Origin of the sequence: Chryseobacterium sp. UNC8MFCol (assembly GCF_000482305.1) — a bacterium.
GTDB classification, from domain to species: domain Bacteria; phylum Bacteroidota; class Bacteroidia; order Flavobacteriales; family Weeksellaceae; genus Chryseobacterium; species Chryseobacterium indologenes.
Map to the genome: position 1 here is coordinate 276480 of NZ_KI535291.1, position 25516 is coordinate 301995.

The 25516-nt window shown below is 34.8% G+C and carries 20 protein-coding genes; 18 read left to right on the top strand and 2 right to left on the bottom strand.

Features of this window, described 5'->3' with window-relative positions:
* Nucleotides 1-8 precede the first annotated feature (8 nt).
* The 16 genes from M030_RS0119045 to M030_RS0119120 all read left to right on the top strand — a co-directional run bounded on the left by M030_RS0119045 (nucleotide 9) and on the right by M030_RS0119120 (nucleotide 18052).
* Complete coding sequence (locus tag M030_RS0119045) at nucleotides 9-887, top strand: bestrophin family protein (RefSeq protein WP_002981215.1); 879 nt, start codon at nucleotides 9-11, stop codon at nucleotides 885-887.
* 28 nt (nucleotides 888-915) lie between these two features.
* Nucleotides 916-1809 carry a cation diffusion facilitator family transporter gene (locus M030_RS0119050; RefSeq protein ID WP_002981213.1) on the top strand — a complete coding sequence of 298 codons (894 nt, stop codon included), beginning with the start codon at nucleotides 916-918 and terminating at the stop codon, nucleotides 1807-1809.
* Nucleotides 1810-2503: 694 nt separating this feature from the next.
* Nucleotides 2504-3949 (top strand): LTA synthase family protein, encoded by a 1446-nt coding sequence (locus tag M030_RS0119055; RefSeq protein ID WP_228375287.1) that lies wholly within the window; start codon nucleotides 2504-2506, stop codon nucleotides 3947-3949.
* A gap of 1 nt (nucleotide 3950) precedes the next feature.
* Complete coding sequence (locus tag M030_RS0119060; RefSeq protein WP_027374943.1) at nucleotides 3951-4427, top strand: MgtC/SapB family protein; 477 nt, start codon at nucleotides 3951-3953, stop codon at nucleotides 4425-4427.
* Nucleotides 4428-4470: 43 nt separating this feature from the next.
* A complete protein-coding gene (locus M030_RS0119065; protein WP_002981207.1) occupies nucleotides 4471-6510 on the top strand; it encodes a heavy metal translocating P-type ATPase in 2040 nt (679 codons plus the stop codon).
* A gap of 185 nt (nucleotides 6511-6695) precedes the next feature.
* Nucleotides 6696-7493, top strand: a complete 798-nt coding sequence (locus M030_RS0119070; RefSeq protein ID WP_123901653.1) for a phosphatase PAP2 family protein — start codon at nucleotides 6696-6698, stop codon at nucleotides 7491-7493.
* A gap of 319 nt (nucleotides 7494-7812) precedes the next feature.
* A complete protein-coding gene (locus tag M030_RS0119075) occupies nucleotides 7813-8892 on the top strand; it encodes an endonuclease (RefSeq protein ID WP_002981203.1) in 1080 nt (359 codons plus the stop codon).
* A 398-nt stretch (nucleotides 8893-9290) separates the two neighbouring features.
* Nucleotides 9291-10493 carry a di-heme oxidoredictase family protein gene (locus M030_RS0119080; protein WP_002981201.1) on the top strand — a complete coding sequence of 401 codons (1203 nt, stop codon included), beginning with the start codon at nucleotides 9291-9293 and terminating at the stop codon, nucleotides 10491-10493.
* Between the two features lie 2 nt (nucleotides 10494-10495).
* Nucleotides 10496-10942, top strand: a complete 447-nt coding sequence (locus tag M030_RS25065) for a Rieske (2Fe-2S) protein (RefSeq protein WP_002981199.1) — start codon at nucleotides 10496-10498, stop codon at nucleotides 10940-10942.
* Nucleotides 10939-12159 (top strand): hypothetical protein, encoded by a 1221-nt coding sequence (locus M030_RS0119090; protein ID WP_002981197.1) that lies wholly within the window; start codon nucleotides 10939-10941, stop codon nucleotides 12157-12159. Before M030_RS25065 ends, M030_RS0119090 begins: the two co-directional genes overlap by 4 nt.
* 283 nt (nucleotides 12160-12442) lie before the next feature.
* Nucleotides 12443-12634, top strand: a complete 192-nt coding sequence (locus M030_RS0119095; RefSeq protein ID WP_002981195.1) for a hypothetical protein — start codon at nucleotides 12443-12445, stop codon at nucleotides 12632-12634.
* A 217-nt stretch (nucleotides 12635-12851) separates the two neighbouring features.
* A complete protein-coding gene (locus tag M030_RS0119100) occupies nucleotides 12852-13730 on the top strand; it encodes a DUF3347 domain-containing protein (protein ID WP_002981193.1) in 879 nt (292 codons plus the stop codon).
* A gap of 10 nt (nucleotides 13731-13740) precedes the next feature.
* Nucleotides 13741-14262 carry a DUF305 domain-containing protein gene (locus tag M030_RS0119105; RefSeq protein ID WP_002981191.1) on the top strand — a complete coding sequence of 174 codons (522 nt, stop codon included), beginning with the start codon at nucleotides 13741-13743 and terminating at the stop codon, nucleotides 14260-14262.
* Nucleotides 14263-14298: 36 nt separating this feature from the next.
* Nucleotides 14299-14961, top strand: coding sequence for a DUF3347 domain-containing protein (locus M030_RS0119110; protein ID WP_002981188.1), 663 nt, complete (start codon nucleotides 14299-14301; stop codon nucleotides 14959-14961).
* A 1-nt stretch (nucleotide 14962) separates the two neighbouring features.
* Nucleotides 14963-15433: a heme-binding domain-containing protein gene (locus M030_RS0119115; protein ID WP_002981186.1), complete on the top strand. Its 471-nt coding sequence runs from the start codon at nucleotides 14963-14965 to the stop codon at nucleotides 15431-15433.
* Between the two features lie 81 nt (nucleotides 15434-15514).
* On the top strand, nucleotides 15515-18052 hold the full coding sequence (locus M030_RS0119120; protein WP_002981185.1) for a multicopper oxidase domain-containing protein: 2538 nt from the start codon (nucleotides 15515-15517) through the stop codon (nucleotides 18050-18052).
* Between the two features lie 520 nt (nucleotides 18053-18572).
* On the opposite strand, the gene M030_RS24545 is transcribed toward M030_RS0119120, so the two are convergent.
* On the bottom strand, nucleotides 18573-19433 hold the full coding sequence (locus M030_RS24545) for an arsenic resistance protein (protein ID WP_002981184.1): 861 nt from the start codon (nucleotides 19431-19433) through the stop codon (nucleotides 18573-18575).
* A 681-nt stretch (nucleotides 19434-20114) separates the two neighbouring features.
* Entirely contained in the window at nucleotides 20115-20372 is a 258-nt protein-coding gene (locus M030_RS0119130; RefSeq protein ID WP_002981182.1) for a hypothetical protein, read from the bottom strand.
* 664 nt (nucleotides 20373-21036) lie between these two features.
* Here M030_RS0119130 and M030_RS0119135 point away from each other — a divergent pair.
* Nucleotides 21037-24048, top strand: coding sequence for a SusC/RagA family TonB-linked outer membrane protein (locus tag M030_RS0119135; protein ID WP_002981181.1), 3012 nt, complete (start codon nucleotides 21037-21039; stop codon nucleotides 24046-24048).
* A 10-nt stretch (nucleotides 24049-24058) separates the two neighbouring features.
* The gene (locus tag M030_RS0119140; protein ID WP_002981180.1) at nucleotides 24059-25447 is read left to right on the top strand and encodes a RagB/SusD family nutrient uptake outer membrane protein; all 1389 of its coding nucleotides are present in this window, start codon (nucleotides 24059-24061) and stop codon (nucleotides 25445-25447) included.
* Nucleotides 25448-25516: the final 69 nt, after the last annotated feature.

The window sequence follows — 25516 nt, forward strand, 5'->3', positions numbered from 1 at the left end:
AAAAAACTATGTTACTCAACAAAAGAATTTCAATAGGATATTTTGTCCGTCAGATTAAGTACCAGATCATATTGATTGTATTTTTTGCTTTTCTTATAGGTTTTTTGGATGATATATCTTTATTTAAAAAAATATCTATTCCATTAAGCATCCCCGCTTTGCTGGGAACGGCAGTGTCATTACTTCTGGCATTCAGAACAGCACAGTCATATGAAAGATGGTGGGAGGCAAGAACCGTATGGGGAGCTATAGTCAATGACTCAAGATCTTTTATAAGATTAGTAAGACAGTTTGTTCCTGAACTACCTGAGGAGAGCAGGGTATTTACAGAAAGACAGATCGTGTGGGTGTATGCATTAGGTGAAGCGTTGAGAAAACAGGTATTTTCAGATAAAGTGAAGAATTATCTGCAGTCCCATAATATTACAGGAACAAATATTCCTAATGCAATTTTGGATAAGCATTCTGAACATATTAGAAAAATTGCTGCAGAAGGTCGTATTTCAGATTTTAAAGAAGTTCAGTTAAATGAGGTTCTTATGAGATTATGTGACAGCATGGGAAAATGCGAGCGTTTGAAAAATACAGTATTTCCAAGAGCTTACAGTATCCTGCTTCATACATTGATTTATGTTTTTGCTTTTTTACTGCCTTTTGGTTTGGAAGATTCTCAGTTGACTGTTGAAATAGCGACTACTATCATTGTCCCTATTATATTTATTACGATAGAGAAAACAGCTATTATCATGCAGGATCCTTTTGAGAATACTCCTGTTGATACGCCAATGACAGCTTTGGCTCACACGATTGAAATTAACCTTCTTCAAATGATTGGTGAGAAAAATATTCCCGCTAAAAGACAGAATGATTCCTATTTTGAAATGTAGTTTAAATACATGATAACATCTTGAAATTATGAATAATGATAATAAAAATCTTTCAGCCTCATCAAAGCACAAAAAGAATCTATTGATTGTACTTTGCTTAAGTGGTACATATATGATTGCAGAAGTAATAGGAGGTATTACAACAAAGAGTCTTGCGTTGTTAGCTGATGCAGCGCACATGTTGACAGATGTGGTAGGGCTATTTTTAGCATTCGTTGCTATCAAGATAGGTGAAAGAAAAGCAACTTCTCAGAAAACTTTTGGTTACTATAGAACAGAGATATTGGCTGCCGTTATTAATGCAGTTGTTTTATTAGGTATTTCTCTATATGTTTTGTTTGAAGCATATCAGAGATTTAGTAGTCCTCCAGAGGTACAAAGTACTCCTATGTTGATTGTAGCTGGGATTGGTTTAGTGGTAAATATCATTGGGATCATAATTATCCGTAAAGATTCTTCTGAGAGTCTAAATATGAAGGGCGCTTATTTTGAAGTTCTTTCAGATGGATTAACATCAATAGGAGTAATGATTGCAGGAATAATAATGTTAACAACAGGTTGGTATTATGCTGATCCATTAATTTCTGCTGCAATAGGTCTTTTAATATTTCCAAGGACTTGGAAACTTTTGAAAGAGGCTATAAATGTCCTCTTAGAAGGTACACCAAAAGATGTCAACATAGAAGATTTACGGAAATCTCTTGAATCCATAAATGGAGTCAAAAAATTACATGACCTGCATGTTTGGTCTCTTACTTCAGGTGTAAATGCAATGAGTTCACATGTCATTGCTGACCGTAGTGAGGATATGAATATTCTACTAAAAACACTTACAGAAATAGCTACTACTGATTTTAAAATTTCTCATACTACTTTTCAAATTGAAACAGAAGGACACAAAGAAAGCGAAGCACATCTTTAAAGATTTAAAATACTAATAATCAAAAATACTGGAATATGGAAAACAGATTTGATGTAATAATTGTTGGCTCTGACCTACGGATTATGAATCACTTCGGGAAGCTTGCTTGGCGGTTCATGGGATCGCTATCCACATTTAACTTTAAAATAAATCTATTCTCGGTATGAAACCTAAAAGTCTTTTTAAGAGCAGCTATGCATTGCTTACCAGATTTTTTCTATTATTTATCATAATGTCTTTTTTACTAAGGCTGGGATTTGTATTGTCCTCATTTCAAAAGGCTGAGTTTTCTGCAGTATCTTTTATTAGAGTATTTTTATTAGGACTTATATATGACATAGGGGTAGGTTTGTTTTTCATATTTCCATATAGCCTTTATTTGTTGATTTTGCCCCAACGATTGGTAGATTCTAGATTAAATAAAATCATTACCTACTTTTCTTTTTCTCTTGGTATATTGATTCTGTTTTTTTCCTTTTTTGCTGAAATAACTTTTTGGCAGGAATTTGAAAGCCGGTTTAATTTTATCGCTGTAGACTATCTTATTTACACTTACGAAGTAATTAATAATATCAATGAATCTTATCCCCTGCCCATATTAATTGCAGTGATGATTATTCTCACATTTTTTGTAATTTTTTTCTGTATCCGAAAAAAATATTTTTTTGATACTTTCAAAGGCACTACCATATTTTTGTCAAGGCTGAAAATAACGGTTGGAATTTTTGCAGCAACTCTTGTTTATGCTTTCTTAGTCGAAAACAATTTTGCGGATTTGAGTACCAACCGCTATCAAAATGAATTGTCAAAATCAGGAATCTATTCATTCTTTTCTGCTTATAATAATAATGAAATCAATTACGATCATTTTTATCAACTTATGGATAATAAGGATGCTTTTAAGATTATTAAAAATGATTTGAAAGACAGCAGTTCAATATTTCTGCAGAACAGTTTCTCAATCGAAAGAAAAATTAAACCTACCACAGCAACTATACAAAGACCTAATGTAATTATGATTACAATGGAAAGTTTCAGTGCAGATTTCATGAAAACTTTTGGAAATAATCAGGATATAACTCCGGTATTGGATTCGCTTGCAAAAGAAAGTGTTTTATTTACAAATATGTATGCTACAGGTACGAGGACGGTTCGAGGAATGGAAGCTCTCTCTCTCGCAATACCACCTACACCAGGTAATAGTATCGTCAGACGAAAAAATAATGACCAGCTGACAACAATAGGGTCAATTTTCAGTGAGCAGGGTTATGATACAAGTTTTTTTTACGGAGGGGACGGATATTTTGATAATATGAACAAGTATTTTGGGAATAACGGATATAACATTATTGATAGAAACAGAAATGCATTTGCAAGGGAAAACTATCTTGCGCCAAGAACTTCAATCGATGATAGAAATATTACTTTCGAAAACGCATGGGGGATATGTGACGAGGATCTTTACAATGAGGTAATCAGAAAATCAGATCAGCAATATAAAAGTGGCAAACCCTTCTACGACTTTGTTATGACTACGTCAAATCACCGACCGTTCACCTATCCGGATGGTAAAATTGATATTCCCTCTGGTTCAGGAAGAGAAGGAGCAGTTAAATATACAGATTATGCAATAGGAGCATTTCTGAAAAAGATAAAAAATAAGCCATGGTATAAAAATACTGTTATTGTTATTGTTGCAGACCACTGTGCTAGCAGCGCCGGGAAAAATGAAATTGATATATCAAAATACCACATTCCCGCGATGATTGTAAATCTTCAGGACAAGCAGTCTTTGAAAATCGATAAAATGTGTTCTCAAATTGATTTGTATCCTACTTTATTTAACTTTTTAGGATGGAAATATACAAGCAATCTGTATGGGAAAAATGTAATTAGCGACAACTATATTCCCAGAATATTTGTGGGAACTTACCAAAAACTTGCCTATATGGAGAATGATGATCTCGTCATCCTTTCACCCCAACAAAAAGTTGAGACTTTTAAATATATACAAGGAAAAAACGATCAGATTGCTGTATTACCTAAGCCGGAAATAATAAGAAGGGCAATTGCCAATTATCAAACAGCCTATTACCTTTATAAAAATAATGGTTTGAAGCAGAATAAAAAAAATAATTGATATGAATATGGATCTCCGCTTTGAGTTAATTATTGCAGCTAAACTCTTTTTGTCAATAGTATTAGGTTGTATTATAGGTTTTGAGAGGGAAACATCCCATAAAGATGCGGGAATCAGAACTTTTGGTGCAATTACCTTGGCTTCGTGTCTGTTTGTTGCAATTGCATCTCACCTTACAGATGATAAATCTGCTATTGCACGAATGCTCGCTGCGATAGCAACGGGACTCGGCTTTATCGGCGCAGGTTTGAGCTTTAAGGATAAAAGCAACAGTCTTATGGGGCTGACAACATCATCTGCCTTATGGGTTACGGCGGCAGTCGGCTCTGCAGTTGCTCTCAATATGTATGTACTGGCTATATTTTCTACCGTTTTAATTTACATATTATTATCTCTTAATAAATTCACATGGTTTAGAAAGATAATAAAAAGTAATATTTCAAACAAAAGTAAGCATGATGAAGGAAACGACGTTTAGCTTACTTTAAGATTTAAAAATGTAAACATTTAATCAAAATATTATGGAACACATTCACAAGTATGACGCAGAGGGCAAACAGCTATGCTGCTCTGCACAAGAGGAAAAGATTGATAAAAAGGCTGATAATCTCCTGGAAAAATCGAAACATACAGCGAACGACGGGCATGATCATGATCATAACGATGAAGACGGGCACGACCACGGAAGCACGGATAAGACTATTTTTCAAATGTTTTTACCATCAGTAATATCACTGGTGCTTCTATTAACGGGAATAGTATTTGATAATTACGTGAAAATTGAATGGTTTAATGGATGGATTAGGACAATATGGTATGTGGCTGCTTATGCTCCTGTTGGCCTTCCTGTTATAAAAGAAGCTATTGAAAGTATCGTAAAAGGTGATGTCTTTTCGGAATTTTTACTGATGACCATTGCTACTGTCGGCGCATTTATTATCGCAGAATATCCTGAAGGTGTTGCTGTAATGTTGTTCTATGCTGTAGGAGAGACCTTTCAAACTCTCGCAGTTACAAGGGCTAAGAGTAATATTAAAGCTTTACTTGACCAGCGCCCAGATGAGGTTACAATTTTGGAGAATAATATTCCTAAAACTATAAAAGCTGCACAAGCTAAAATAGGAGAGATTATTCAATTGAAACCTGGTGAAAAATTAGCGTTGGACGGTGAATTGCTAAGTGATTCGGCATCCTTTAACACCGCTGCTTTAACAGGCGAAAGTAAACCAGATACGAAAAGCAAAGGGGAGTCAGTTTTAGCAGGAATGATCAATCTGACGAGCGTCGCACAAGTAAAAATCACTACTGCTTACGAAGATAGTAAATTAAGTAAGATTTTGGAATTGGTACAGAATGCCACATCACAAAAAGCACCTACAGAACTTTTTATCAGAAAATTTGCTCGTATATATACACCTATAGTCGTCTTATTGGCAATTTTAATCTGCGTTGTACCATATTTCATTGTTGATGATTATGTATTTAGAGATTGGTTGTATCGTGCGCTGGTATTTTTAGTGATCTCATGCCCTTGTGCATTGGTAATATCGATTCCTTTAGGATATTTCGGAGGGATTGGTGCCGCAAGCAGAAATGGGATTTTATTTAAAGGAAGTAATTTTCTCGATAAAATTGCTGAGATACAAAACGTTGTAATGGACAAAACCGGAACAATGACTGAAGGTGTTTTTAAAGTTCAGGAAGTTAAAATTCTGCCAGGTTTTGACCAGGACGAAATTCTTAAGCTGGTAAATGCACTGGAGAGTAAGTCAACGCATCCTGTCGCAACCGCTATTCATGAGTATGTTGGAGAAATTGATAGTTCTATCAATCTTGAGAATACGGAAGAAATTGCAGGTCACGGTCTTATAGCGACTGTGAACGGAAAAGATTTGTTGGTAGGTAATTTTAAGCTAATGGATAAATTCAATATTAAATATGATATTGACCCTTCCACAATTGTTTATACTATCATCGCAATAGCATATGAAGGAAAATTTGCTGGCCTTATTACTATTGCAGACAGCATAAAAGAAGATGCAGGGATTACAATCAAAAAACTTCATAATCTTAATGTTAAGGTGACCATGCTCAGTGGGGATAAGAGTAGTGTGGTTAAATATGTTGCGCATAAGATAGGAATTGATAATGCTTTTGGAGATTTACTTCCGGAAGACAAAGTCAATAAAGTTAAAGAGATTAAAGCAAGAAAAGAGAGCGTTGCATTTGTTGGTGACGGGGTAAATGATGCACCAGTGGTTGCATTGAGTGACGTAGGAATTGCTATGGGTGGATTAGGAAGTGATGCGACTATTGAAACAGCCGATGTCGTAATTCAGGATGATAAACCGTCAAAAATTCCTATTGCAATTAATATTGGCAAACAGACAAAAAAGATAGTTTGGCAGAATATCATCCTAGCATTTGTAGTGAAAGCAATTGTACTTGTTCTGGGAGCCGGAGGGCTGGCAACGATGTGGGAAGCTGTTTTTGCTGATGTAGGAGTTTCACTTATTGCTATTCTGAATGCCGTAAGAATTCAGAAAATGAAATTTGAATAATTACTTTTCAGATTTTTTTAAATACTGTAATTCAATAAATAAAATGAAGTTTTTAAACCAGCCTCCAATATCTAACTAATCTTTAAATCAATATAATTCTATTGTTTTTATTCCGATTTTATATCGGAACAGCAATAACTATGTTCAGAAATAATTACAGAAATTAAATCAAAATGCATATTCCCATGACAAATTTATTCAAAAAATATATGCTCATAATATTGATGCAGATTTGTTGTTTAGCCTCAGCACAAGACAGTCTGAAGTTAAATACTGTAGATTACTATGATTCTTTAGAGGTATCTGATCTGAAACATCATCAATTAAGTTACAAGAAATTAATTATCCCGGCAAGCTTGATTACAGCCGGAGCCATCAGTTTTGCTGTTCCTCAGATGAAAGAAATAGATCGTGATGTTAGGGGAGAAGTGAACGAACATAATTTGTCCAATTCAAAACTGGATAATTATACACAGTACGTCCCTGCTGCAATGGTGTATGCCTTGAATTTAGCAGGGATGAAGGGTAAACATAATTTTAAAGAAAGAACAATTATTTTTGCAACCAGCCAGGCTTTGACAGCGGCTATTGTACTTCCAAGTAAGAAATTAATCGGAGAAGAGCGACCTGATAAATCCAATAATATGTCGTTTCCTTCGGGACATGCTGCTGTTGCCTTTTCGACTGCCCACTTTTTATTCCGTGAATATAAGGACACCAATTACTGGCTTGGAATATCGGGATATTCATTTGCGGTTTTTACAAGTGTATACCGGGTAATCAATAACAAACATTGGGTAACTGATGTATTTGCAGGTGCTGGAGTTGGGATATTGTCAACAGAACTAGCTTATTGGTTATATCCCAAAATCAATTCTTTGTTTAACATCAGCAAGGGTAAGTCTGCTTCGATGATTTCGCCATTTTATCAAAAATTTGATAAAACGAATATGATGGGGCTAAACTATCAATTGTCCTTTTAAAAGTAATATAATGAGTTTTAAAAGGACATTAAAAAGAAAAGCAATACGTAATAGTAAACATAGGGTTTCCTCAAAGGATATCTTTTATCTGATATGTTGTGCCCTTTTTTTTCTTTTGCTAATAATACATCAGACTTATAAATTTAGTGTTAAGTATACAAAAATTCATCCCAGACCATCTAACCATCAAACACACTCTAAATAGTTAAAATACAATGTATCATTTTCTGAATAATACTTAAGTATTCTCCAAACAATATTTTCCAAACAAAAATTCATTCAAACAACTTTTATTAACCTTTTATTTTTTAACATTAGCATGAAAAAATTATTACTAAATCTTTTGACGGGCTTTGTATTTTGTACAATCTCTGCACAAGCACCAACGAATTATTATGACGGAACAGCAGGTCTTTCTGGAGCAACCCTAAAATCAAAACTTAAAACAATAATTACCAATGGGCACCAAGACAAAGGGTATGCAGGATTATTAAATGCATTTCAAACTACAGACCGAGATTATTTTTATGAAAACGACGGAACTGTAATGGATATGTATTCAGAAAATCCACTTGGATCAGATCCATACAACTATAACCACGGTTCTAACCAGTGTGGTAATTACAGCAGTGAAGGAGATTGTTATAACAGGGAGCACGTAGTACCACAAAGCTTATTTAATCAAAACTTACCAATGAGATCTGATGTCCATTTTGTGACACCAACTGATGGCAAAGTAAACGGAATGCGATCAAATTACCCATTTGGAAAAGTAGGAACGGTTTCTTTTACTTCATTAAATGGCTCAAAATTAGGAAGTTCGGCTTCCGCAGGCTACGCAGGTACTGTTTTTGAACCAATAGATGAATTTAAGGGAGATATTGCAAGAATGATTTTATATTTTGTAACAAGATATGAAACACAACTTTCTGGTTTCAGCAATGGAAACATTTTAGGCTCTGTGGCATTTCCAGGTCTTCAAACTTGGGAACTCAAACAATTACTTGCGTGGAATGATGGAGATCCAGTCTCAGCTTTTGAAATAGCACGAAATAATGCAGCTTTCACATATCAGGGAAATAGGAATCCATATATAGACCGCCCTGAATTTGTTGCGCTGATTTGGGGAGCTTATATGGGTGTAGATGATGTTTCATCAATATCTAAAAATCTAACCATTGTTCCAAATCCAGTTAGAGGAAATGTCTTAAGAGTAACTGGCGAAAAAGATTTGAAAAAATTTAAAATTGCATTAATTATTAATTCTGCTGGACAAAATGTTCAAACAATTGAAAAACCATTTGAGAATGGGAATACAGTTAATTTGAAAAATCTACCAAAAGGAGTTTATTTTCTTAAATTAGATAATAGCAATACAAAATTTATTATAGAAGATTAAAAAAGCAAAAGGAAGTGTCCTAAAAGTCAGATAAACCTTCTGAGAATCAAATATTCATATACTCCTCCTGTATTGGGGCACAAATAAAACCAGCAAAAATTGAGGCTGTCCAAACTTTTCGGACAGCCTCTTTGCTTTTTTAATCTAGTAATTAATTGTATGCGTCGCCAAAAAAAGTTTGGACAGAATTATACCTCCGTTTCTTACACTATAAAAATCTTCTATTACGATTACTCTGAGTAGAACTCTTTTAAAATTTTTGGAATATGACTCTGTGTTAAATAAGATAAAAGTTCAAAAACCGAAATCCAGATTAAATATCACAGTAAAATTAGATTAATATAAACAAATTGTTAGATTAGTCTAACAATTTATTTATATTTGTAAAAAAAATAATCGTGAGTAAAAGATATTTATCTGTTTTTGTACTTTGCTATCTTGTTTTTATTATCGTGCAGGCTTGTGATAACCTTCATCCGGAAGCAATAGACGAAGGTGAATTACTAGATGGTCCAATTGAGGGTTTGTCTTATGCTGAAAACCAGCAATTTTTAAAAGGAGATATAGCTTTTAATGATGAAATTTTCACAGTTGAAAAAGGGCTTGGGCCTACATTTGTAGCAACAAGTTGCGGCAGTTGTCATGCCGGTGACGGAAAGGGCACACCTTTTTCTACGCTGACTCGTTTTGGGCAGGTTGACGAAACAGGTAATTTATTTTTACATTTAGGTGGTCCCCAATTACAGAATAGAGCGATACCGGGTTTTACTCCGGAGACAATTCCTTTCGGAGCGACATTTTCCAAATTTACTCCGCCTGCAAATACAGGATTGGGTTTTATTGAATTGGTATCCGATACAGATATCTTGGCAATGGCTGATCCTTTTGATGCAGATAATGATGGGATTTCAGGAGTTCCAAATTACATAGTGCTTCCAGGGTATCAAGCGCCATTCCCCTTTGCTATCCCAAAAGAAGGAAAGTATATTGGACGATTTGGTAAAAAAGCATCCACATACAGCTTACTTCAACAGACTGTTAATGCCTATAATCAAGATATGGGCATTGCTTCAACATTTAATCCTCAAGATGTTTATTCAGGAATGAACATTGACCCAGAGGTCTCTGACAAAACCATTGCAGATGTCGTATTTTATCTGCGTACATTAAAAACGCCGATTCAACGAGATCCAGAAAACAATAGTGTTAAGCAGGGGCAGGCTCTATTTACCCAAATAAGTTGCATTAAATGCCATGTCCCGGAATTAAAAACTTCATCATCTTCAATTTCAGCATTATCAAATAAAAAGTTTTACCCATACACAGATCTATTGCTTCATGATATGGGCAATGCTTTGGATGATGGATATACAGAAGGATCTGCAAAGACCTATGAATGGCGTACTCCTGCATTGTGGGGACTGGGTTTATCACCAAAATCACAAGGGGGGCAATATTTCTTAATGCATGATGGTAGAGCAAAAAGTATAGAGGAAGCTATACAACTGCATGGTGGAGAAGCTACAAATAGCAAAAATAAATACATGCAGTTATTATCTCAGGAGAAAGAAGCTATTATTAAATTTTTAAAATCATTATAAAAGTGGACAGACTTGAATTTATAAAAAAATGTGGTTTTGCCTGTTTGGGGCTTACTGCACTTCCTATCGTTCTTTCAGGGTGTATAAGCAATAAAATAGTTGCTGGAACAATTGAAGAAGATTACATTATATTGCCTTTGGTAGATTTTGTGGAAGCAAAATATCCAGATAAAAAACGTTCTTATGTCATCATTCAAAATGATATCCTGAAATATCCTATCTGCGTATTTCGTTTTTCAGAAACCGAATATGAGGCACTATGGATGCAATGTAGCCATCAGGGAAGCCAATTACAAGTGTTTGGAGACAAGCTCCAATGTCCTGCACACGGTAGCGAATTTACCAATAAAGGGCATGTACAAAATGGCCCTGCTGATAGGGCACTAAGAAAATTTCCGGTGTACATAGAATTCGATTTTTTGAAAATTTCTTTAAAGAAACCCGTATGAAAAAAATCCTCTACCTTACTGTATTTTTAATATTTCAAACAACCATAGCACAGGTCGATACTGAGCTATTAAAAAGAATTCCTGCAGACAGCGCCCAATCTTTAAATATGGATGCTGTCTACACACGCCCTTTCTTAGGCCTAGGAAAAGTACCTGTCTCTATCGGAGGCTATGCAGAAGTCAACTGGCAGCACATCAGTACCGACGGCGTATCAGAAGGACATCAATTTCAATTACGAAGAACGACACTTTTCGTATCTTCTTCAATTTCGTCCAAAATAAAATTTCTTAGTGAACTAGAATGGGAAGAAGGTGGTAAAGAGATTAATATTGAATTTGCTGCCATTGATGTGGAGCTCAATCCCCTGCTTAATTTGCGAGGAGGAATTATCATGAATCCAATTGGGGCTTTCAACCAAAATCATGATGGTCCGAAATGGGAATTTACTGATCGTCCTATATCAGCAACACAAATGTTGCCTGCAACATTTAGCAACGCCGGCTTTGGGTTATATGGAAAAATGTATAAAGCAGATTGGATGATTGGCTATGAAGCCTATCTTTCCGGAAATTTTGATAATTCAATTATTGATAATAGTCAGAACAAAACTTATTTGCCCGCTGCCAAAAGTAATCCGGAACGTTTTGAAGAAATCAACAGTGGCATCCCTCTTTTAACCGCCAAAATTGCTACAAGACATAAAAAAGCAGGAGAGATTGGAGTTTCTTATATGGGAGGTATTTATAATAAATTTCAGGATGATGGTCTCCAGATCGATGATAAAAGAAGTGTAAGGGTATTTGCATTGGATTATAATAATACACTTCCAAATTTGGGAACTTTTATTACTGCGGAATGGGCATGGGTAAAAGTAGATGTTCCTGAAACTTATACACAGCAATATGGGGATAGACAATATGGAGGATTTATTGATATTGTGCAACCCGTAGTTAAAAGAAAAATTCTAAGTTGGGAAAAAGCTGTTGTTAATGTTGCTTGCCGTTTTGAATATATAGATTGGAATGTAGGCCACTTTAGAGAAAATAACAGCAAAATTGGAGATGACCTATGGAGTGTAATGCCTGCAATTAGTTTAAGACCAAATGCACAGACTGTTTTTAGAATTAATTACAGATTTCAGAAACAAAAAGATGTTTTTGCAAATCCTTCATCAACCACGACAGGCTTCAGTTTCGGAATTTCTACCTATTTTTAATTTTTGGGAGATATTTTTTACGCAAAAATATCTTATATATAAAAGATAAAATGAAATAATAGGTGAGGAATTTAAGTATGAGAGTTTCAATTTTTTATTGGATAATTTAAATTTTTAATCAAGAGCATTGGGTGAAATTTTACTAAGAAGTTGAAATATATATAGCTAAGCTGTTGAAAATATATTTTTATTTGTAAATTTGTTATGTTGAAAAATTTAAGAATATATACGAGTGTGATAACACTATTTTGTTTGGGTTTCTTTTTGATACCCTTTCAAAGCTATGCCTGTTCCAAAAAATCAACAAGCACTGAAAAAAAATCCTGCTCAAAAGAAAAATCTGAAAAATTGCACTACAAAGACAGTTGCAAGTACAAGTCAGATAAAAAATGTGACGATGGTAACAACTGCGATGGCAATTGTAAACACAGCTCTTGCAGATGCAGTACTACTTCATCTTTTGTCAGCTTACTAATACCATTTGATTTAAATATAACAGACCCTTTTGCTGAAAACAAAAAGCAAAAATTCGGGTTTGAACAAGTCAACTATTCTTTAGGTTACTCATCCATTTGGCAACCACCTAAAATAGGCTAAAACGGAGGCTTTACAGCCAAAGTTATGTCTTGTCGAAAACCAAATCCGGTTTTCGCACCCCTTTTGTATTTCTTATTAAATTAAAAATTTTCAAAATGAAATCATTATCAAAAATAATGGTGGTAATCGCCGTATTACTATCATCAATAAACAGTTTCGCACAACTCAAGAATGCGAAAACAGAAACCGTGAAAATTTACGGCAATTGCGGTATGTGTAAAGCCACTATCGAAAAAGCAGGCAATGTGAATAAGGTAGCCAGTGTAGAATGGAATGAAGACACAAAAATAGCTAAACTCACTTATGACAGCGGTAAGACCAATCAGGATGAAATATTGAAACGTATTGCTTTGGCAGGCTATGACAGCGAAAAGTTTTTAGCTCCGGATGATGTGTATGCTAAACTTTCAGGATGTTGTCAATACAGCAGGGAATTAAAACCGGTCGCAAAATCTAATGATGCAGGTATGGATATGAAAAACGAACACGCAAATCATAACGAAATGGCAACAACAAAAACTGCCGATGCCCAAAATGCACCACAATTGAAAACTATTTTTGATAATTATTTTTCAGTGAAAGATGCTTTGGTAAAAACTGATGCAGGCAATTCATCCACAAAAGCTGCCGAATTGGTGAAAGCCATCAAAGCGATAGAAATGGTAAAACTTTCTACCGAAGAGCATACCGTTTGGATGAAAGTAATGAAAGACTTGACTTCAAATACCGAAAAGATTGCTGCTTCTAAAAATGTTGCACAACAAAAGGAAGCATTCGCTTTGCTTTCTAAGAATATGTATGAGTTGGCTAAGGCATCAAAGCAGGAGATCCCTGTATATTATCAGCATTGCCCGATGTATAATAACGGGAAAGGAGCAAATTGGCTGAGCAAGGAAGAAGCGATTAAGAATCCATATTATGGCTCTAAAATGCTTACCTGTGGCAGCGTACAAGAAATCATAAACAACAAATAACCACGGAATTATGGAAGGTATTGAAAACAAACACGAAATGCAACCTAGTATTAAAAATGAAGTACATAGTGTTAAACATTCTTTGGCAATGTACAAACGCTTTGCAATTATGGCGGTTGTTATGTTCGCAGCAATGTATTTTATAATGTATGCAATGATTGATGGATTAAACAATCTTATACCCAACATTAATAATTTATATATGACTTTGCTAATGGTTTCTGCAATGTTGATAATAGAATTATGGATAATGAAGGGTATGTACGAAAACACGAAAATCAATTGGAGTATTATCATACTTTCAGCTGCAATAGGTATCTTTTCATGGTTTGGTATTCGGAAGCAGTTATTTGTTGGTGATAATGAATTTGTAAAAGGTATGATCCCACACCATGCAGCGGCAGTATTAATGTCTGAAAAAGCAAACCTTACTGACCCCGAACTGATACAGTTGCAAAAAGACATACTCAAAACCCAAGCAGAAGAAATCGAATTTATGAAGCGAAAGCTTAAAGAATTTGAAAATAAATAACAAAAAAATTACACATTATTATTTAAAATCATTAAAATGAAAAATTTAATATTCTCCATCATAGGAACGGCTACAATTGCAGTTGCCACAATTTCGTGCAACGAGTCATCAAATAAAAATACGGAAACAAAAGCTAATGATACTAGTATTAATTCCGAAAATCTACCAGTTGAAACACAAACGCTAAGCGATACAGCAAGTACAACTGCATCAATTGACACGATGACGGAAAAAGTTGAAAAACAAGATGTAAAAGACAAGGTTCAAAACTTCTCTATAGCGCCCATAATAAAAGATTATTTGGCATTAAAAAATGCACTTGTAGGAGATAATGATAAAGCAGCAGCCAATGCAGGTAAGCAATTATTGGTAACATTTAATCAGATAAATATGAAAGCCATTCCTGCCGACAAGTACAAAAAATATATGGACATTGCTGACGATGCCAAAGAACATGCCGAACATATTGGTGCCAATGCCGGAAAAATAGGTCACCAACGAGAGCATTTGGCATTAATGAGTAAAGATATTTCAGACCTTATCACATTGTTTGGCTCTACTCAAAAATTGTATCAAGACTTCTGCCCAATGTATAATGATGGTAAAGGAGCTGTTTGGATTAGCGAAGCAAAGGTAATTAAAAATCCTTATTACGGTAGCCAAATGCTTACCTGCGGTTCTGTGAAAAAGGAATTCTAAAATGAAAAAAGTATTAAAGATAATTTTGCCTATAGTGCTGTTTATTTTTATTGCTATACAGTTTTACCAGCCTGCCCTCAATGTAAACAAGGGGCAGGTTTACGAAACAGATTTTGAAAAAGTTTATGACGTTCCATTAAATGTCCAAAGCATTTTACAAAATGCATGTTACGATTGCCACAGTAACAACACAAGAAATATTTGGTATTCGGATATTCAACCTATGGCATTGTTTATGAAAAGGCATATTGGTAGAGGAAAAGAAAAATTAAACTTTAGTGAATTTGGCAATTTAGGTAGGCGAAGGCAAATAAGTAAATTGGAAGGAATAGCAAACCAAATTAAAAACGATGAAATGCCGTTAGCTTCTTATAAAATATTGCATAGCAATGCAAAGCTTTCACGGGGGCAAAAAAAAATCGTCATAGATTGGATTAGCAAGACAGCCGATAGCCTTTCGACCATAAATTAAAAACAATGCGTAAAATATAAAGCAGAAAACCACGCAATGTTGCCATAAATGCAATTTTTTTAAAATCAATAAAAATAATCAATGAAAAAGATAACACTAATATTATTCATCCTTTCTGCATTTTCCTGTTTACAAGCACAAGATATGAAAGCTATGGATATGAGTAAAGAAAAGTTTCAGCAAATAACTTATACTTGCTCAATGCATCCCGAAATACATGCCACGAAACCAGGTAACTGCCCAAAGTGTGGTATGAAATTAATAAAAGAAAAGGCTAAAACGGTAAAACAGTCATCAAACAAAGAGAACGTTGGAATGCCGAATCTCACAAAGGAGCAGCCAAAAAAGGTAGACAAAATGCAGAATATGTCGATGCCTATTGAAATGCCTCGAACTCTAAAAAGAAGGGTAGAAGCCACTGCACCAAAAACTGTTCGCTACGATTTATTTGTTAAAGATACCCTTGTAAACTATGCAGGTAAAGAAAAAAGAGCCATCTCCGTAAATGGTCAAATTCCAATGCCTACATTAACATTTACTGAAGGCGATACAGCCGAAATTGTAGTACATAACCAATTAAAAGAAAGCACATCATTGCATTGGCACGGTGTGTTCTTACCCAATAAGGAAGATGGCGTGCCTTGGCTTACTCAAAAGCCCATTAAGGCAGGTACAACTTATACTTATCGTTTCCCAATTATCCAACACGGTACACATTGGTATCATTCACATTCGGGCTTGCAAGAGCAGATTGGGATGTACGGAAGTTTTATAATGAAAAAGCGTGATGATGATACAACCTTTAGAGAAGGAATAGATGATTTGCCAACTGTGCCCATCATTTTAAGCGAATGGACAAATTTAAATCCCAATAACATTAATAGAATGCTGCATAATGCCAACGATTGGGCGGCTATAAAAAAAGGAGCAACACAATCTTATGCGGAAGCTATTAGAGAAGGACATTTTAAAACAAAATTAACCAATGAATGGAAACGTATGTTGGCAATGGACGTAAGCGATGTCTATTATGATAAGATATTAATCAACGGTAATCCTACTACCGATTTAAAAACCGTTGATGGAAAAGCACTAAAAGCCGGAGATAAAGTAAGACTAAGGGTATCAAACGGCGGGGCTTCATCCTATTTTTGGTTACGATATGCAGGAGGTAAAATTACAGTAGTCGCCAATGATGGAAACGATGTAGAGCCTCTGGAGGTTGATAGATTAATCATTGCAGTTTCCGAAACTTATGATATTGTAGTAACCATTCCTGATGACGGCGTTGCCTATGAGTTTTCGGCCACTACCGAAGACCGCACACAATCAGCAAGTTATTTTGTGGGTAATGGTATCAAACAATTAATATCACCGCTTCCAAGATTGAAATATTTTGAAGGGATGAAGATGATGAACGATATGATGAAGATGAATGGTGATTTAGATGATATGGGAATGAAAATGAGCCTGAATCAAATGGATATGAATGTTGTGATGTATCCTGAAATTACGGGATTGTCAGGGAAAAAACCAGACCATAGCAAGCACGAGAGTATGAATATGGATAACGACCCCAACCGTTACAATGCAAATGCTTTAGGAGAAATCAAAACCCTGAATTATGCAATGCTACAATCGCCCTATAATACAGAACTTCCCAAAGATGCTCCGGTAAAGGAATTAAAATTTACACTTACCGGAAATATGAACCGCTATGTGTGGAGTATGGATAATAAAATTCTTTCAGAAGTTGATAAAATACCTGTCAAAAAGGGTGAAATTCTACGTATTACCATTTATAATAATTCTATGATGCGACATCCTATGCACTTACACGGGTTCGATTTCAGAGTGATTAACGGTAAAGGCGAAAAATCTCCACTGAAAAATGTGTTGGATATTATGCCGATGGAAACAGATACCATTGAGTTTTTAGCGAATGAAGAAGGAGATTGGTTTTTTCACTGTCATATCCTTTATCATATGATGTCCGGAATGAACAGAGTTTTTGCAGTGGACGATTATCAAAATCCTAATTTACCTGACAAAGAGAAGGCATATAATATGTTGCAGCGAGAGAGTAATATGCCTCATTTTATGGCACAGAATGATTTTGCAACCAATGGAAATGATGGTGACGCAATGCTTCAGAACGCAAGATGGAGTTTAGGTACAGAATGGCGTCTAGGTTATAATGATATGCACGGTTATGAAGTAGAAACACACTTAGGTAGATACATTGGTAAAATGCAATGGTTTATGCCATTCATCGGTTATGATTGGCGTTACCGAAAAATGGGTATGGATGAGCACGAAACAAATTTATTTGGACAGAAAAATGAAAAAGATACACGCAGAGCTTTTAGTCTAGGTTTTATGTACACTTTGCCAATGTTGGTTAATTTTCAGGCAGAAGTCTATCACGATGGCATTGTACGTCTGTCATTAATGCGTGAAGATATTCCGATTTCAAAAAGATTAAGAGCAGGCTTTATGGTAAACACTGATATGGAATATATGGCAGAACTTAGATACATCATTACCAAAAACATTGGTATCCGTACACATTATGATAGTGATATGGGTTTTGGTGTAGGAATGGCATTTACATACTAAATAGCAGCTGGAAAAATGAACTATTAAAAATGTTTACAATAACAGAACCTTAATTATACTAATTCAAACAATGCATAGTTATTTTCAGAACAAATAACAGTTTCAGAAAACCGCTGATCTGTGTGCATTGTTTGATTTAAAAAAAAATCAATGTTTCGGAACTAAATGAGTTGATTTCATAGTTAAATATTGCAAAATTAGAAACAGAATTATCGAGATTGATAGCTGAAGACTGTTTCTTAGCTTGAGTAAAAGAGATGTAGGTTGTATATAAGTAATCTAGGTATAGATATAAAAACAAAAAGATGTATTAGTGTTTTGATATCATTACTTTGTGATGTTTTTATTAAGATATCTGAAAAATTGTTGGTCTTTTAGGACAAGATATTTTTTTTTTTATACAAATATCTAAATTTTTACAATCAAAGCGACCTTGTTTTTTGCATAGAATGCAAAGAAACTTCTTAACTCGTTTTTTAAAATATAATAAGATTTCAAATTAACTGCAAAGCTAATTCGATTATCTTCTTATAATGTAAGGAATAATTTTGATATAAATCAGTTCAAAGAGAATTTCTACAATGGTCTGAGTTACAATTACCACTCCAACTAATTGATTATCGGGGGAAGGAAGAGAAAGTGCTAGAGGTAAAACAACTAATGAATTTCTCGTACTTGTCGAAAAAGCTATTGCCCTTGTTCCATAAAGATTTACCTTAAATATTTTGGATGATAGCATACCAATAAATGGCGCACATATGGCAAATGCAATATAAATAGGGATAACAGTTAAAATCGGTTCAGGATTATTGTAAAGTGATGAAATTTGAGACGCAGTAACAACAAAAAATGTCAACGCCATAAATGGAACTGGCAACCAGCTCGAAAAGTCCATTATTGTATTTCCTATTTTATTGTTAGCTTTTGAAGCTGTCTGCGTTAAAACTGATAATATAAAAGGTATAATTATCAAGTAAATAAAAGATTTAACAAAAGGAGTAATTTGGATTATGTTGATTACTTCTCTTCCCAAGAAAATCCATAGAAATAAGGGTAACAACAACATCTGAATGATAAATAATAAGGGTGTTGAAGCTAGGACAGATTGAGAATCACCTTTTCCTAAGAACGTAAATACAATTACATAATCTATACAAGGTGTCAAAAGAACTAAAAGAACGCCAACACTAATTACAATTGTTACAGGAAATATATTTATTAAAACCCAAACAAGTAATGGTATCAGTACGAAATTTCCAAGTAAAAGAGCTTTAAAAAAAGACGGATTTTGAAATGTTTTTTTTAGTTTCAAAAATGGTATCTGACAAAACATACTATAAAGCAAAATTCCAATAACTGGTTCAATTGTATAGTGTCTCAAGAATTTTGCTATTACCCCAATTCAGTCCAATAATAGCACTTATTAAAAGTGTGGCTATATATATACCAATTTGTCTTTTTTCGAGTATTTCTTTAGTAATCATTAGTTATAGCAAATTTTTTTAGATTGAATACTAAAATTCAATTCTGTTTTAATACCGTCAACAACTTTAGTTTTTAATTAAGTTTTACCTTTTCATCCATTGACAGGTATTGCAAAAGTATAAAAATCAAAGCATTCTATTCAGTTTAATAACTTTGTATGTTCCAAGGAATTTATATGCAAAAACTTTTTTTAGTTCTCTCCTCTCAATAATCTTATTAGAAAATATACACGTTTTAAATTAAGATTTATCCAATTTAGTAGGGTAGGTAAAATAACATCAAATTAACTTCGGTTTTGAATAATTGTAATTTTCTTTAGTAGATAAAATTGACAAAATGGAATTCTTAGAGATTTTTTTTAATCTTTTGTGCTAAATATACTTTCGATAGGAATATGACTCGTATTTGCCAGCTCAAAAATGTTTCCAGTTTTAAGTTCATCGATTATTTTCATATATTAAGATAATTATTGTTTTTTATTCAATTAAATTTAAAAATTGCTTCAGGTTTGCTAATACATATAAATAATTCATTCATTTTTTTTAGCCTTCCATAAACTCGAAACTCTCATTAAGATTCAATTATCTAATTCTGAATAATATTCTTTAAAATCAAAAACTATGTCAAATAGCTCCTTAGGATGAATACGTAAACCAGTTGCTATTTCAATAAAAGTGCTTAATTGACAATCTATCTTATCATTTGACACATCACTAATTCGCGCCGCGGTAATATTGCACTTGGCCGCAATTTTAGAATAAGGCATATCACCTTTAATTTCTTTAATTCTTTCAGCGACTAATTTCTTGATTTCGTTAGTCTTAAATTCACTCATAATTGCACTGTTTATTGCAATTTCACATTTATTACAATATTTATCATTACCGAATTCGGTAATGATAAATATTTTTATTATATTTGGAACAAATTACTTATTAAAGTAATTTTGCGATACTTCAAAGAATTATAGAAGCTATTGCTTAGAACCTCGTACTAGAAAATCGCCAATTTTCAAAACAAATGCAACGAGACCATAAGTAAAGTAGCTCACGCTTCGGCGTGGGCTCACTTACGGAGTTTGTTGCAAGGTGTTTGGCGATACCTCTAGTACAAGCGATGATGTAGTGAGTCCACGCTGTTTTTAATTCCAATGCTGTTCGTTCACTCTACATTACAATCTAAGCCCTGCTTACAAAATAGTATCATGCACGATACAATAGGAGGGTACAACCTATTGAGGCAATAAAATGCCAACTTGGGACACAGATTTCATTCATATTAAATTCTTTCCGGTGCCTTGCGGTCACTGCTTGCAGAACCTCACCAGTCCTTTTTCATACCAAAAGGCATTAGGAAAGTCTTTACATTATCCACATGAATCAACAATAGCAAAATTAAAATCAGAAGAAAAAAGAAAAAGCCCCTTCCCATACAGTTTGGAGACCTAAGGGAAAGAGCTGAAATCAGTTATTAATTAAATTAAAAACCTTTACAAATCTATGAAAAAATCCTATTACAATATAGGAGGTATTTTCTTTGGCCTTATGCTGACAACAGTAAGTATCAATACACAGGCTCAAACACGCACCATTTCCGGTACCGTAACTTCGTCAGACAAACCACTTTCGGGAGTTGTCATTTCTCAGGAAGGAAGCGACCAAGTAACCATTACCGGCAATAACGGAACCTACCGAATGGAGGTTAATACAGAAAATCCCATCCTATTGTTCAGACATCCTGATTATGCAGAAGTAAAAATTACAGCAAATAATCAGACCGTCGTAAATGTCAGCTTAGAACAGAAAGTAAAGGGAATCGAAGAAGTTATTCTCAACGCAGGCTACTACAAGGTTAGAGACAGAGAAAGAACCGGTAGTATCGCCAAAGTTTCAGCAAAAGATATAGAGAATCAGCCAGTCACCAATGTTCTTTCAGCGGCGCAGGGTAGAATGGCAGGGGTTAACATTACTCAAAGCACAGGAGTTGCAGGTGGCGGTTATGATGTACAGATCAGAGGAAGAAACAGTCTCAGAACCCTATCCAATAGTCCTGTGGACGGAAATCAGCCTCTATATGTTTTAGACGGAGTGCCTATGGCCACATCAGTTACCTCAACATTTTCTGCACAGATCTTACCATTCAGAAATATCAACCCGTTGAATAGCATAAGTCCCAATGACATTGAAAGCCTGGAAATCTTAAAAGACGCTGATGCCACTGCTATTTATGGAAGCAGGGGAGCTAATGGTGTGATCTTAATTACAACTAAAAAAGGAATTAAGAATAAATCCAGTATCACGGTTAATTCAAGTCTGGCTTTCAGCAGTGTAGCATCAAGGATGAAAATGATGAATACCGCAGAATACATCCAGATGAGAAAATCTGCATTTGCCAATGACAATATTTTAATGTTGCCGGCTACGGCTTACGATATCAATGGTGCATGGGATCAATCCCGCTCTACCGATTGGCAGAAAGAATTAACAGGTAAAACAGCAACAACGTCGAATACCAATGTGGGACTATCGGGAGGCTCAGACGGATGGACTTACCGGATCAATGTTACCCATAATGAACAGACAACGGTTTACCCAGCTGATTATCAGTATAAGAATAATGTTTTATCAATGGGATTTACCCACAGATCGAAAGATAAAAAGCTGAATATTGCTCTTGCAAATAATTTTTCGCAGCAGTTCAATAATGTCATTAATGAAGATATGACCAATATCGGTTTGTCTTTGAGCCCCAATGCTCCTACGCTTTATAATGTTGATGGCTCATTGAATTGGCAAAATAACACCTTTACCAATCCCATAGCATCAACATTAGCTACTTATCAAAACGATACCAAGCAGATCAGCAACAGTTTAAATGTGTCTTATCAGCTTTTTCCAAACATTAATTTTAACATTAATTCAGGATTCAATTATCAGAATTTTGAAGAATTTAACCTGCGACCTCATACAAGGTATAATCCTGCCTTTAACTTTACGAGTTCAAATGGGTCAAGTACCTTCACGAGTTCATTTTCCTCATTTTCATATAACGTGGAACCACAGATTACCGGGGACTTTGTGTTGGGAAGAAATAAAGTCAGTGTTCTACTGGGAGCTACTGTTAATTCTTTGGAGTCAAAACAGTCTTCTATTCAGGGTTCAGGATTTGAAAGCAATGCATTAATGATGAATATTAATGCAGCAAAAACAAAAATATTCTCGGATATTATTTCCACAGATTATAAATATATTGCAGCCTTCGGAAGAATAAACTATCAATTTGACAGTAAGTATATTGTTAATCTTACCGCAAGAAGAGATGGTTCCAGCAGATTTGGACCCAATAATAGATTCGCCAACTTTGGAGCCATAGGAGCAGCCTGGTTATTTTCCAAAGAGAACTTTTTGGCAGACAGAAAATGGTTAAGTTTTGGGAAACTGAGAGGCAGTTACGGTATTGCAGGAAGTGATAATATTGGTGATGCTCAATTCAGAGACACCTATTCAGTAGCTTCATCAAGTATTTATAATGGAGTAGTAGGGCTTGTACCCACCAGGCTGTTCAATGGTAACTTTAGCTGGGAAAAAACAAAAAAGCTGGAATTTGCCCTTGAAACTTCATTTTTTTCTGATGCTATTGGAATGAATATCTCCTGGTTTAGAAACAGATCAGATAATCAACTCGTTGGACTTCCATTGCCGGCTACTACGGGCTTTACATCCGTTCAGGCTAACTTAGCGGCAACTGTTGAGAACAAAGGTTGGGAGTTTGAATTCAGAGCTACACCCATTAAAACCAACAATTTTACTTGGGAATCCAATTTCAATCTTACGATCCCCGAAAATCGTCTTCTAGCATTTCCTAATCTGGAAGGATCCACTTTTTCCAATCAGTATGTAGTAGGTTACAGCACATCTATTGTAAAACTGTACAATTTTACGGGCGTTAATCCACTAACGGGACTTTACTCATTTACAGATGTTAACGGAGACGGTAAAATCTCAGCCCCTGATGACAATAAAAGTATTGAAGATCTTTCAGTGAAATTTTATGGAGGGTTGTCTAACAGATTACGATATAAAAATTGGGATTTGTCCTTCTTATTCCAGTTTACAAAGCAGAGAAATTATAACTACCACAGCTATATGTCAGTTCCCGGAACGATGAATAATCAACCGCAGGTGGTTTCTGATGTATGGTCTGTGAATAATCCAAACGGTTATTACATGCCGTACACCACTGGTGTAAATGCAACAAAAAATGCTGCGCATACCAATTTTATGAGAAGTACAGCAGCTGTTGGCGATGCATCATTGATAAGGTTAAAAAATATCCAGCTTAATTACAGGCTGCCCCTTCAAAATTCTGTTATCTCTGAAGTGATGATTTATGTTCAGGGTCAAAATGTGATTATATGGACAAACTATTTCGGTCTTGATCCAGAGTTTGTTGCCACAGGATATTTACCACCCTTAAGAACATGGTCCATAGGAACTCAGATTAATTTTTAAAATTAAAAAAATGAAAAATAATATATTCAATACATTGAAAAGTGTTTCAATAAGCTTAGTCCTGTTGGGATCGATATCATGTGAACAGTTTATCAATACAGAACTTCCCTATAATCAAATTGGAAACACGGAAGTGTTTGCAGATGTCTCATCAGCCAATGCCGCCCTTGCAGGACTGTACGCCGAACTTTGGAGCAGCTCGATGATTTCAGGAGATGCGACAGGTGGAGCTGCTATTCTTGGAACGTATACGGATGATCTCAACTGTTATTCCCCATACGTTCAGAATGGTCTTGTTGATATTTACAACAATGTACAGATTCCAAGCAATACGATTATCTACAATTTTTGGTCGAGAGCATATAAACACATTTATTATGCAAACTCAATTATTAAAGGTGTAAGGGAATCAACCTCTATTTCACAGGCAAACAAAGATCGATTAATTGGAGAAGCTACGGTTATACGCTCGATTTTATATTTCAACTTGTCACAGATTTTTGATGACATTCCGTATACCGATACAACGGATTATGTTTACAACAGTCAATTAAAAAAGATGTCGAAGAGCCAACTTATGTCATATCTTGAAAATGATCTGAAAGGCAGCATTAGTATTCTGAATGACCAATATGCTAATCAGGAAAGAATCTACATCAATAAAAAAACGGCGGAGCTATTACTGGCAAAAGTTTTAATGATGGATGACAAATGGAGTGAAGCAGAAATTCTGTTATCCCAGATTATTCAATCACCGCTTTACACTTGGGAATCTGATTTAAGTAAGGTTTTTATTAAAACAGGAAAGCACATTTTGTGGCAGTTAAAGCCGGCGAACTCAACGGATGCGACAAAAGAATTTATCATGTTCAATTTTACAACAAGTCTGCCAACATCTTTTTCGCTGTCAGATGCTTTAGTCAATTCTTTTGAAACAGGAGATTTAAGAAAGCAGGCTTGGATAATTTCTACAGTAATCAATCAGAAAACCTATTTCCGTCCATTGAAGTATAAGAATCCTGTCAATGCCAATTCGACCGAAGACTCCGTCATCTTTAGAATTGAGGAAGTGTACCTTTTATATGCTGAATGCATGGCTCAACAGAATAAACTATCTGAAGCTAAAGCAGCTGTTGACAAAATCAGACAGCGAGCAGGACTTAGTCCTTTACCTTTTGGTCTTTCAAAAGATGGGCTCATTGATAAAATGATGGAAGAATCAAGACATGAGTTTTTTGCAGAAATGGGTCATCGATTCTATGATCTAAAAAGATTTAAAAAATTAACCTTGCTTCCTCTAACAAAACCCAGCTGGAAAACTTTTCACAGTGCTTTTCCTATTCCGGAAAAAGAACTGGTCATTAATCCAAATCTTAATCCACAAAATTTCGGGTACTGATGAAAACTTTTTTAATATTCGTATTGTTTTTCTTAATCCAGCAAGTATTTTCTCAGGAGAAAAGTGAAA

Bases quoted from the DNA above. Each gene is read 5' to 3' on its own strand.
- M030_RS0119045 (WP_002981215.1), top strand. From the start codon at position 9: ATGTTACTCAACAAAAGAATTTCAATAGGATATTTTGTCCGTCAGATT.
- M030_RS0119050 (WP_002981213.1), top strand. From the start codon at position 916: ATGAATAATGATAATAAAAATCTTTCAGCCTCATCAAAGCACAAAAAG.
- M030_RS0119060 (WP_027374943.1), top strand. From the start codon at position 3,951: ATGAATATGGATCTCCGCTTTGAGTTAATTATTGCAGCTAAACTCTTT.
- M030_RS0119065 (WP_002981207.1), top strand. From the start codon at position 4,471: ATGGAACACATTCACAAGTATGACGCAGAGGGCAAACAGCTATGCTGC.
- M030_RS0119070 (WP_123901653.1), top strand. From the start codon at position 6,696: ATGACAAATTTATTCAAAAAATATATGCTCATAATATTGATGCAGATT.
- M030_RS0119075 (WP_002981203.1), top strand. From the start codon at position 7,813: ATGAAAAAATTATTACTAAATCTTTTGACGGGCTTTGTATTTTGTACA.
- M030_RS0119090 (WP_002981197.1), top strand. From the start codon at position 10,939: ATGAAAAAAATCCTCTACCTTACTGTATTTTTAATATTTCAAACAACC.
- M030_RS0119095 (WP_002981195.1), top strand. From the start codon at position 12,443: ATGCCTGTTCCAAAAAATCAACAAGCACTGAAAAAAAATCCTGCTCAA.
- M030_RS0119100 (WP_002981193.1), top strand. From the start codon at position 12,852: ATGAAATCATTATCAAAAATAATGGTGGTAATCGCCGTATTACTATCA.
- M030_RS0119105 (WP_002981191.1), top strand. From the start codon at position 13,741: ATGGAAGGTATTGAAAACAAACACGAAATGCAACCTAGTATTAAAAAT.
- M030_RS0119110 (WP_002981188.1), top strand. From the start codon at position 14,299: ATGAAAAATTTAATATTCTCCATCATAGGAACGGCTACAATTGCAGTT.
- M030_RS0119115 (WP_002981186.1), top strand. From the start codon at position 14,963: ATGAAAAAAGTATTAAAGATAATTTTGCCTATAGTGCTGTTTATTTTT.
- M030_RS0119120 (WP_002981185.1), top strand. From the start codon at position 15,515: ATGAAAAAGATAACACTAATATTATTCATCCTTTCTGCATTTTCCTGT.
- M030_RS0119130 (WP_002981182.1), bottom strand. From the start codon at position 20,372: ATGAGTGAATTTAAGACTAACGAAATCAAGAAATTAGTCGCTGAAAGA.
- M030_RS0119135 (WP_002981181.1), top strand. From the start codon at position 21,037: ATGAAAAAATCCTATTACAATATAGGAGGTATTTTCTTTGGCCTTATG.
- M030_RS0119140 (WP_002981180.1), top strand. From the start codon at position 24,059: ATGAAAAATAATATATTCAATACATTGAAAAGTGTTTCAATAAGCTTA.